Annotated in this window: 8 protein-coding genes; 4 read left to right on the top strand and 4 right to left on the bottom strand. The window is 64.8% G+C overall.

Features of this window, described 5'->3' with window-relative positions:
* Window positions 1-296: 296 nt before the first annotated feature.
* From galE to BLIN9172_RS05770, 3 genes are all read left to right on the top strand, one after another.
* On the top strand, window positions 297-1,295 hold the full coding sequence (gene galE, locus BLIN9172_RS05780) for a UDP-glucose 4-epimerase GalE (protein WP_101554189.1): 999 nt from the start codon (window positions 297-299) through the stop codon (window positions 1,293-1,295).
* A 253-nt stretch (window positions 1,296-1,548) separates the two neighbouring features.
* A complete protein-coding gene (locus BLIN9172_RS05775; protein ID WP_101554188.1) occupies window positions 1,549-2,157 on the top strand; it encodes a CueP family metal-binding protein in 609 nt (202 codons plus the stop codon).
* A 51-nt stretch (window positions 2,158-2,208) separates the two neighbouring features.
* A complete protein-coding gene (locus tag BLIN9172_RS05770; RefSeq protein ID WP_101554187.1) occupies window positions 2,209-3,357 on the top strand; it encodes an FAD-dependent oxidoreductase in 1,149 nt (382 codons plus the stop codon).
* 51 nt (window positions 3,358-3,408) lie between these two features.
* Here the strand turns inward: BLIN9172_RS05770 and BLIN9172_RS05765 are convergent, their stop codons facing one another.
* The gene (locus BLIN9172_RS05765) at window positions 3,409-4,158 is read right to left on the bottom strand and encodes a class I SAM-dependent methyltransferase (protein ID WP_101554207.1); all 750 of its coding nucleotides are present in this window, start codon (window positions 4,156-4,158) and stop codon (window positions 3,409-3,411) included.
* Window positions 4,159-4,317: 159 nt separating this feature from the next.
* Between BLIN9172_RS05765 and BLIN9172_RS05760 the strand changes: the two genes are divergently transcribed.
* Complete coding sequence (locus tag BLIN9172_RS05760) at window positions 4,318-6,141, top strand: formate--tetrahydrofolate ligase (RefSeq protein WP_101554186.1); 1,824 nt, start codon at window positions 4,318-4,320, stop codon at window positions 6,139-6,141.
* Between the two features lie 86 nt (window positions 6,142-6,227).
* Here the strand turns inward: BLIN9172_RS05760 and BLIN9172_RS05755 are convergent, their stop codons facing one another.
* From BLIN9172_RS05755 to BLIN9172_RS05745, 3 genes are all read right to left on the bottom strand, one after another.
* Complete coding sequence (locus BLIN9172_RS05755; protein WP_101554185.1) at window positions 6,228-6,788, bottom strand: antibiotic biosynthesis monooxygenase; 561 nt, start codon at window positions 6,786-6,788, stop codon at window positions 6,228-6,230.
* Window positions 6,789-6,861: 73 nt separating this feature from the next.
* A complete protein-coding gene (locus BLIN9172_RS05750) occupies window positions 6,862-7,329 on the bottom strand; it encodes an SRPBCC family protein (protein WP_101554184.1) in 468 nt (155 codons plus the stop codon).
* Window positions 7,330-7,480: 151 nt separating this feature from the next.
* Window positions 7,481-8,257: an NAD(P)-binding domain-containing protein gene (locus BLIN9172_RS05745; protein WP_101554183.1), complete on the bottom strand. Its 777-nt coding sequence runs from the start codon at window positions 8,255-8,257 to the stop codon at window positions 7,481-7,483.
* Between the last annotated feature and the right edge of the window lie 19 nt (window positions 8,258-8,276).

Genomic DNA, 8,276 nt, shown 5'->3' with positions numbered 1-8,276 from the left:
TGGACATGGCATCATTGAAACCGTCGATGAATCGACTCCAAACGAATTAGTGAACCGTAAGCCTCACGCTCAAAAATGCTGAGGCACCAACACGGATCACGCGCTCACTCCTCAGTGAGGCACCTCGCCCCCCCCCTCAGCGCCAGCTGGTGGTCGGCCTGGACATGCAACGTTTTCGTGCACGATGTTTTCCCACCGCGCATTCAGCCCGGATCAGAACTTCGGCGCCTGAGCACGTATTCTGATACCGAGCATTCTGACAGTGAAGAGTCGACGAGATGAAGGAGAGCCCAGCTATGGCGGTACTGGTCACAGGCGGAGCAGGATATATAGGTTCGCACGTGGTGCGGCTGCTCACCGAACGCGGCGACAACGTGCTCGTCGTCGACGACTTCTCCACCGGCATCGACGCTCGCGTCAAAGGCCTGCCCGTGGTCAACCTCGACCTGTCCGCAGCGGATGCCACCGACCGCCTCGTCGAGGCGATCAGGGAACACAGCGTCGACTCGATCATCCACTTCGCCGCGAAGAAGCAGGTCGGCGAATCCGTCGAAGAACCGGTGATGTACTACCGGCAGAACATCGGCGCGCTGACGAACATCCTCTCAGCCGTCGAAGCGACCGGCATCGAATCGCTCGTCTTCTCCTCCTCAGCAGCGACCTACGGCATGCCCGATGTCGACATGGTGCCTGAGGATCTCGAGTGCCGTCCCATCAACCCCTACGGTCAGACGAAGCTCATCGGCGAGTGGATGATCGACAACCAGATCACTGCCTCGCAGATGCGGGGAACCACGTTCAACGCCGTGAAGCTGCGTTACTTCAACGTCGCCGGTGCCGGCTGGAACGAACTCGCCGACACCGCCGTCATGAACCTCATCCCGATCGTGCTCGGACGGCTGAAGGACGGCAAGGCACCGATCATCTTCGGCGACGACTACGACACCCCCGACGGCACGTGCATCCGCGATTACGTCCACGTCAAGGACCTCGCCGAGGCGCATATCGCCGCCCTCGACTACATGAAGGCCGGCGGCACCACGGAGACCGTGTTCAATGTCGGGACCGGAACCGGCGCCTCGGTGAAGGAAGTCATCGACACCATCGCCGAGGTGACCGGCCGTGACATCGTCCCCGACATGGGCGAGCGTCGTGCCGGTGACCCACCGGCGCTGGTCGCCGACGTCACCCGGATCTCGGCCCTGCTCAGTTGGAAGGCCGAGTACGGGCTCGATGAGATCGTCCGCAGCGCCGTCGAGGCCGCGGGGATGTTGTCCGAGCAGAAGCAGGGCTGATCAGGAACGGACCCTGGTGGTCACTTCGCGGGTTTCATCTCGCTTTCGACGACCGATTTGTGGTTCGTCATCTCCATCTCGTCTGCCTTTGCGTCGTTCATGTAGACGGTCGCGTCGGATTCGCTCGGCGGAAGATGAGAGTATCTGAGGGCATCCCATTCCTTGGGGCCGCCACGATCACCCTATACCCCTTGAGGGTATGATTGCCAAGACGATAGAGGTGCTCTGCGCCCGTAGTGACATGGGGAGATATATGAGAACGACGCAATTCGTGTTGGGTGCGACGGCCCTGGCTCTAGCACTGACCGGGTGTTCGGCTCCAGGGTCGGGTAGCGGGTCATCCGCTGATTCAGGAGAGTCCGCGGCAATGCAGCCGGGTTCGGCCGAAGAAATGCTGGCGGATCTCGATCTGGCCGACGAAGATGTCACAGGAGTCATCGATCATCTCGATCGTCTGCCTGTCGACGAGAGGCCCGCCGACCTCATGGCCTCGGTGCAGCCGGATGAGCTCGTCCTCACCGACGGGCAGCACGAGGCGACGATGGCACTGCCGGAGGGGAAGAGCTATGTGTCCATCGCTCCCTTCGTCGATGAGACACACGACTGCTTCTACCACAGCCTCACGACCTGTCTCGGCGAGTTGAGCGGGAAGGACGTCGATGTGGTGATCACCGACTCGGCGACAGGCAAAACAGTGGTGGGTGACTCGACGACGACCTTCGACAACGGTTTCGTGGGCTTCTGGGTGCCATCCGACATCACCGGTACCATCGAAATCACCGCCGAGGGCAAGACCGGAACGACCGAGTTCTCGACGAGAAGCGATGGGCCCACCTGCGTGACCGACCTCGAATTGCAGTAGACACGATCAGGCGCGGCCGACCGATCACGCCCATCCAACAGGAGCGCAGCTTTGACCCACCACATCGTCATCGGAGCGGGCTTGGCCGGTGCCGCAGCCGCATATTCCCTGACCGCGCGCGGCGAGGACGTCACCGTCCTCGAACGGCACACTCCGGCCAACGACCGAGGCAGCTCCCACGGTTCGGCCCGCATCTTCCGCTATGCCTACCCGGATCGTCTCTACACCGAGCTCGTTGTACGCGCCCGGGAACTGTGGGATGACCTTGAGACGAAGTCGGAGACCGAGCTCATCACTCGAACGGGAGCGCTCGACTTCGGCGATACCCGGCACACGGATCTGCTCGCGAAGATCTTCGAGGCAGTCGGAGTCGAGTACGAGATCCTCGACCCGGAACGAGCCGGCGAACGGTGGCCGCAGTTCGTCTTCGACACCGACGTCCTGTGGCACCCCGATGCCGGCGTCATCGACGCCGAGACCACGGTGACGACCATGCTCGACCGTGCGATGGACACCGGGCGGGCCAGGGTCCTCACCGATTGGACGGTCACCGAGGTGGCCCGACGGTCCGCGGGCGACTTCCGTGTCACCTCGGCGACAGGCGAAGTCGTCGAGGGCGACCGTGTCATCGTCGCGGCGGGCGGGTGGCTGCCCGCCCTCCTCGGCGATCTTGGTCTTCCGCAGGCGTTCCTCGATGCACTGCCGCGATTCGAAGTGCGGCAGGAGCAGGCCTTCCACATGCCTTACCGCGATGCCGGTGCGGACGGGCGGCCGAGCACGCCCTGGCCGACGTTCATCCACAAATCCGGTGAGATGTTCACCTACGGGCTTCCCGGCGGTCGGGATGCCGGTTATGCGGGGCAGAAGTTCGCCCAGTTCAACGGTGGGAAGGTGATCGGATCGGCGCTTGACCAGGACGGACAGATCACCGAGGAGATGCGGACCAGGATGATCGACTATGCGAAGCGGAATCTGCCGGGACTCATTCCGGAACCGTACGCGGAGACCACGTGCCTGTTCACGAACACGCCGAACGAGGACTTCGTCATCGACGAGGTCGACGGTCTTGTTCTCGTCTCGGCCTGTTCGGGGCACGGGGCGAAGTTCGCGCCGCTGCTCGGAGAGTTCGCAGCCGACCTCGCCACGGGCGCCGGCAGTGTGCCGGAACGGTTCCGCGTGGGTGGCGTTTCGACTTCGTGATCGAGTCGACTAAGTGATCGGGCGGCGGGGGCGCCTCAGCGCTTCGTTGCCTCAGTGTTTTGACGCGATGATGAGGTGCCGCGTCGAGTGGGCGACGAAAGGCGCACCCCGGCGCATCCGAGTGTCGATTTCACGCAGTTGCGGAAGGTAGTCGGCGACCGCGAAATCGGGCACCCACCACGGGCACTTGCGCAGGATCCACACGATCGCACCGACGTCGAAGAACTCCATGCGGCAGCGTGCGGTACGTAGCGTGTCGACCGCGAGCCCGGCCGCCTCGGCGGCATCATTTTCGGTCTGGGGATGCCGGGCTCGGCGGTTCTCGGGCAGCGGCCCGAGGAAGAACTCGATGAGCTCGAACGCCGATGCCGGACCGACGTGCTGGGCGAGATAGGTGCCGCCGGGAACGAGCACACGGCTGATCTCCGACCACGTGGGACTCACGGGATGCCGCGAGGTGACGAGGTCGAAGCTGCCGTTGGCGAACGGCAACCTGTCCGGGTCGGCTTCGACGACATCGACGCCTCGCGGGCCGAGCCGGTGACGGGCCACGGCGATATTGGGGCGGTGCGATTCGGTCACCGCCATGCGCGGCGGCAGCACGGGTGCCTCGTCGACGACCTCACCGCCGCCGGTGTCGATGTCGAGGGCCGCGGTCGCGGTCGACAGCCGCCTGGCGAGCAGCGTCGAGTACCTCCACGGAGGGCGTTCCTCGGTGGCGCGTCCGTCGAGCCAGTCGAATCCCCAGCCGGTGACATCGGCGGATTGTGCTTCGGTGACGAGCTCGTCGAATGCGCGCATGATTCCATCGTCGCGCACGCGGCTCTCACCTGTCGAACGATGAGACGGCGGGCCGCCTCGGCGAGGTTGATGTTGCGCTGGGCGGAACTCAGTGCACATTGCGCGAATTCTCGGGTCGGTGATGGTCACAAAATCTCGCGGAACGGGCATGATGGCCTTATGACCACAGATATGGATATTGCGCTCAGCGCCGAGCTCGATCCCATCGTCGACATCGCCGCTGGGCTGGGTCTCGACGCGAAGGACATCATTCCCCACGGATGGACGAAGGCCAAGGTGCCCATCGATGTCCTCGACCAAGCGGCCGAAACCGCCACGGACGGGCGACTCATCCTCGTCACCGCCATGAGCCCGACCCCGGCCGGCGAGGGAAAGACCACGACGAGCATCGGCCTGGCCGACGGACTCAACGAACTCGCGCGGTCGAAATCCGAGGTCGGCAAGGCCGTGCTCGCGCTGCGGGAGCCGAGCATGGGGCCGGTCTTCGGAATGAAGGGCGGGGCAGCCGGCGGCGGATACGCGCAGGTCGTGCCGATGGAAGATATCAACCTCCACTTCACCGGAGACTTCGCGGCCATCGCTGCGGCGAACAACCTCGCCGCGACCATGCTCGACAACCACATCCACTTCGGCAACGACCTCGACGTCGACCCGCGACGCATCCACCTCCGCCGCGTCGTCGACCTCAACGACCGGGCACTGCGCGGCGTCGTCGTCGGGCTCGGCGGGCTCAATGGGGGAGTGCCGCGCGAGGACGCCTTCGACATCGTCGTCGCCAGCGAGGTCATGGCGGTGTTCTGCCTGGCCACCTCGTTGTCCGACCTCAAGGAACGGCTGGGACGGATCGTGCTCGCCCACAGTAGAGGGCGGGAGCCGATCACCGTCGCGGATATCGGGGCGGCGGGGGCGATGACTGCGCTGCTGCGCAATGCTCTGGCACCGAACCTCGTGCAGTCCTTGGAGCATTCGCCGGCATTCATCCACGGCGGACCGTTCGCGAACATCGCCCACGGCTGCAACAGTCTGCTCGCGACAAAGGCCGGGCTGGCGCTGGGGGACTGGGTCGTGACTGAAGCCGGCTTCGGTGCCGACCTCGGGGCCGAGAAGTTCCTTGACATCAAGTGCCGCACCGCCGGAATCTGGCCGTCTGCCGTGGTCGTCGTCGCGACTCTGCGAGCCCTGAAATACCACGGAGGAGTCGACGTCGCCGACGTGAACTCTCCTGACGTATCGGCGGTGCTCGAGGGGATGAGCAATCTTGAGCTGCACTGTCGGAACCTGCGCGAGATCTACGGACTGACGCCCGTCGTGTGCTTCAACCGGTTCCCCACGGACACCGACGAGGAGATGGCCGCGGCGATCTCGCACTTGGACGGTCTTGGGGTTGCGGCTGTGGAGTCCACACACTGGGCCGACGGCGGCGAGGGTGCTTTGGCCCTGGCGGAGGCGGTCGTCGAGGCTGCGGGCGGGGCTGGTGCTGGGGGCGGGGCTGCTGCTTCTGCGTCGAACGGCGGCGACGCCGAGTTCCGGACGATTCGTGATGAAAATCGAGGCGAAGGGCCGCACGATTCGTCCGGAACTCGTCCGCCACGTGAGGAGCCGGCCGCCTCGGCGAGGTACTCGTACGAACTCGACCAGCCGCTGGAGGACAAGATCCGCACGATCGCGCAGCGGATCTACCAAGCCAAGGACGTCGACCTGCCGGCCAAGGTGAAACGGAAGCTCAAGCAGTTCACCGAGGAGGGCTACGGGGACGCACCCGTGTGCATCGCGAAGACGCAGTACTCGCTGTCGACGGACGCGAGTCTGCGTGGGGCGCCGACCGGCCACATCATCGAGGTCAAGGATGTGCGGCTGTCGGCCGGCGCCGGGTTCATCGTCGTCATCGCCGGTGACATCATGACGATGCCGGGCCTGCCGCGCGAACCCTCGGCGCTGAAGATCGACGTCACCGACAACGGCAACATCACCGGCCTCTTCTGAACCTTAATTACTACCTGACGGCGGCTCAGCAACCTCGCGCGAGGTTGCTTGGCCGCCGTCAGGTAGCAGATGGGGGAGCGGTGGTGTCAGCGAGGTCGCTGCAGCCAGGGGCGCAGCAGCCGCGTGCTCACCGGCAGGAAGATGTAGGTCATCAGCGGTGTGAGAATGCAGATGTTGAGGAGCACGGCGAGGACTTTCGGCCAGCTCTCCAGGTGAGGCATGAGGAGGAACGTCGAGAGCAGACTGAGCGGGAAGAACGGCAGGAAGATGCTCACGGCCTGCTTCCACCTCGGCGGGACGACCGTCTCCGGGATGGTGACGGACTCCTCCCCGTGCGGTTCGAACCAGCCCTCGATGCCGGTTCGATGCTCCACCCGGGTGGTCTCGACGATCTCTGCCGCGCTTTCGATCCACCACCGACGATCCTCGGATTCGTCCCACGCCCGCAGCGACTTCTCATCGGAGAACCGGTAGAGCACGTGCCATTCGTTGGAGTCCGGTGCAGTTCGCACCCATCCCGATCCCAGGTAGCCGTCGCGTTCACGGGCCAGCTCCTGGCCCGCCTGCACCCAGGCGTTGAAGCGCCGGTGGTTGTCGGGGCGGACGGTTCGGGTGATCGAGACAGTGACGGCAGAGTGCTGAGGCATAGTGGAAATCCTAAGGGATCGCCTCGGGCCTCATGCCCCGCAGACGCTCACTGCGAATGCCCTTGCGGATGCCCTATGGGCGTTCGATGACCTGTTTGATCGCTGCGAGAGTCTCGGGAATGCCGGTCCGCGCGGATTCGGCGCGTGCAGCGATCTCCTCGGTTGCCCGCGCACCGTACTTCTCTGCGAAGAATTCCTGCCCCGCGGGCAGAAACTCCCACGATTCGGTGAGCCGCGTGCCTTCCTCGGTTTCCTGCATACTGTAGGTCCAGTTGACTCGGCCGGGGCCCACGCTCCACCCGAATGCCCGTCCCTCGTCGGCGACGATGACCTGGCTGCGGGTCTGCCATTCTCGGTCAGGGGTGACGTTGCGGCCGGTGAACCAGGCTCCCAGCCGTGGGCCATCGCCGTCGTCCCACCAGCATTCGCGGCAGACCGGAGACCATTCTCCGGTGCGGGTCACGTCCGCAACGGTCCGGTAGACCGTTGCCGGGTCAGCGTTGATGGAGATGGAATCTGCGAAGGTGAGAGACTCGGTCATGCCGATCATTCTAACGATCCGCAGAGTCGGACGAGCGGCCTCCCAGCCGGTCGCTCACATACCGACCGGTCAGAGACTGCTCGATCAGGCACCAACCGGTCGGAGACTGCTCGATCAGGCACCGGCCGGTCAGAGGACCACCCCGGAAATGTCAGTCTGCTCCGGTGACGCGAGCGAACACCCGGTCGAGGGAGGACGCGAGAGCGGCGCGGTTGGCTTCGTCCATCCATTCGTTGTTGAGCATCTCATTGAGACCGCCCGGGGTTTCGTGGGCGGCGACGAGGCCGTTGATGGACTCGGTCGTCTCGGCGAGCGTGGTGCCGAGGCCGACGAACTGACCGCGGATGAAATGATCGGCGTCGGCTCGATCCCAACCGCGGTCGACGAGCCACGCGGTGATCGTCTGCAGGAACGCGAAATGCGTCGACATCGTCGCGGTCACCGCCGAGAGTGTCGAGAACATCGTCTCGTCCGCGGCCGTCACCGACCCGCCGAGGCGGTCGAGAAGATCCGCGACCGTCTCGTTGGCCGGGTACATGGCGGTGACTCCCTTGCGCTCGCGGACAGCGGGCAGAGGAATGATCCGCACGATGGTCGGCGAATGCGGAAGATGTGCCCCGAGGGCCTCGGTCGGGACTCCGGCTACCGCGCTGACCAGGGTTTTCTCGGCCGGAATGTCGAGTTCGTCGAGCACGCTCTCCGACTGCTGCGGCAGCACCGCGAGGACGATGAGGTCGCTGCGGTCGACGACATCCTGATTGCTCTCACAGACGGTGGCGGTTGCGATGGACGCAGCGAGGCTCGCCGCGCGTTCGGCGTTGCGCGGGGAGAGGAAGAATCGGAGGCTGGCATTCGTCTCGCTGTGCGCAAGACCTTCGGCCATCGCCGAGGCGATCTCTCCGACTCCGATGAAGCCGATGCGTGTCATGTTCTCCTCCTTGAGGAAC

The organism is Brevibacterium linens ATCC 9172, from assembly GCF_900169165.1.
Taxonomy (GTDB): Bacteria; Actinomycetota; Actinomycetes; order Actinomycetales; family Brevibacteriaceae; genus Brevibacterium; species Brevibacterium linens.
Note: the sequence above shows the minus strand (reverse complement) of the source record. Positions and strands in the feature narration are given on the sequence as shown.

Excerpts from the sequence above, each read along its gene's own strand:
- galE (WP_101554189.1), top strand. The coding sequence starts at position 297 with ATGGCGGTACTGGTCACAGGCGGAGCAGGATATATAGGTTCGCACGTG.
- BLIN9172_RS05775 (WP_101554188.1), top strand. The coding sequence starts at position 1,549 with ATGAGAACGACGCAATTCGTGTTGGGTGCGACGGCCCTGGCTCTAGCA.
- BLIN9172_RS05765 (WP_101554207.1), bottom strand. The coding sequence starts at position 4,158 with ATGCGCGCATTCGACGAGCTCGTCACCGAAGCACAATCCGCCGATGTC.
- BLIN9172_RS05760 (WP_101554186.1), top strand. The coding sequence starts at position 4,318 with ATGACCACAGATATGGATATTGCGCTCAGCGCCGAGCTCGATCCCATC.
- BLIN9172_RS05755 (WP_101554185.1), bottom strand. The coding sequence starts at position 6,788 with ATGCCTCAGCACTCTGCCGTCACTGTCTCGATCACCCGAACCGTCCGC.
- BLIN9172_RS05750 (WP_101554184.1), bottom strand. The coding sequence starts at position 7,329 with ATGACCGAGTCTCTCACCTTCGCAGATTCCATCTCCATCAACGCTGAC.
- BLIN9172_RS05745 (WP_101554183.1), bottom strand. The coding sequence starts at position 8,257 with ATGACACGCATCGGCTTCATCGGAGTCGGAGAGATCGCCTCGGCGATG.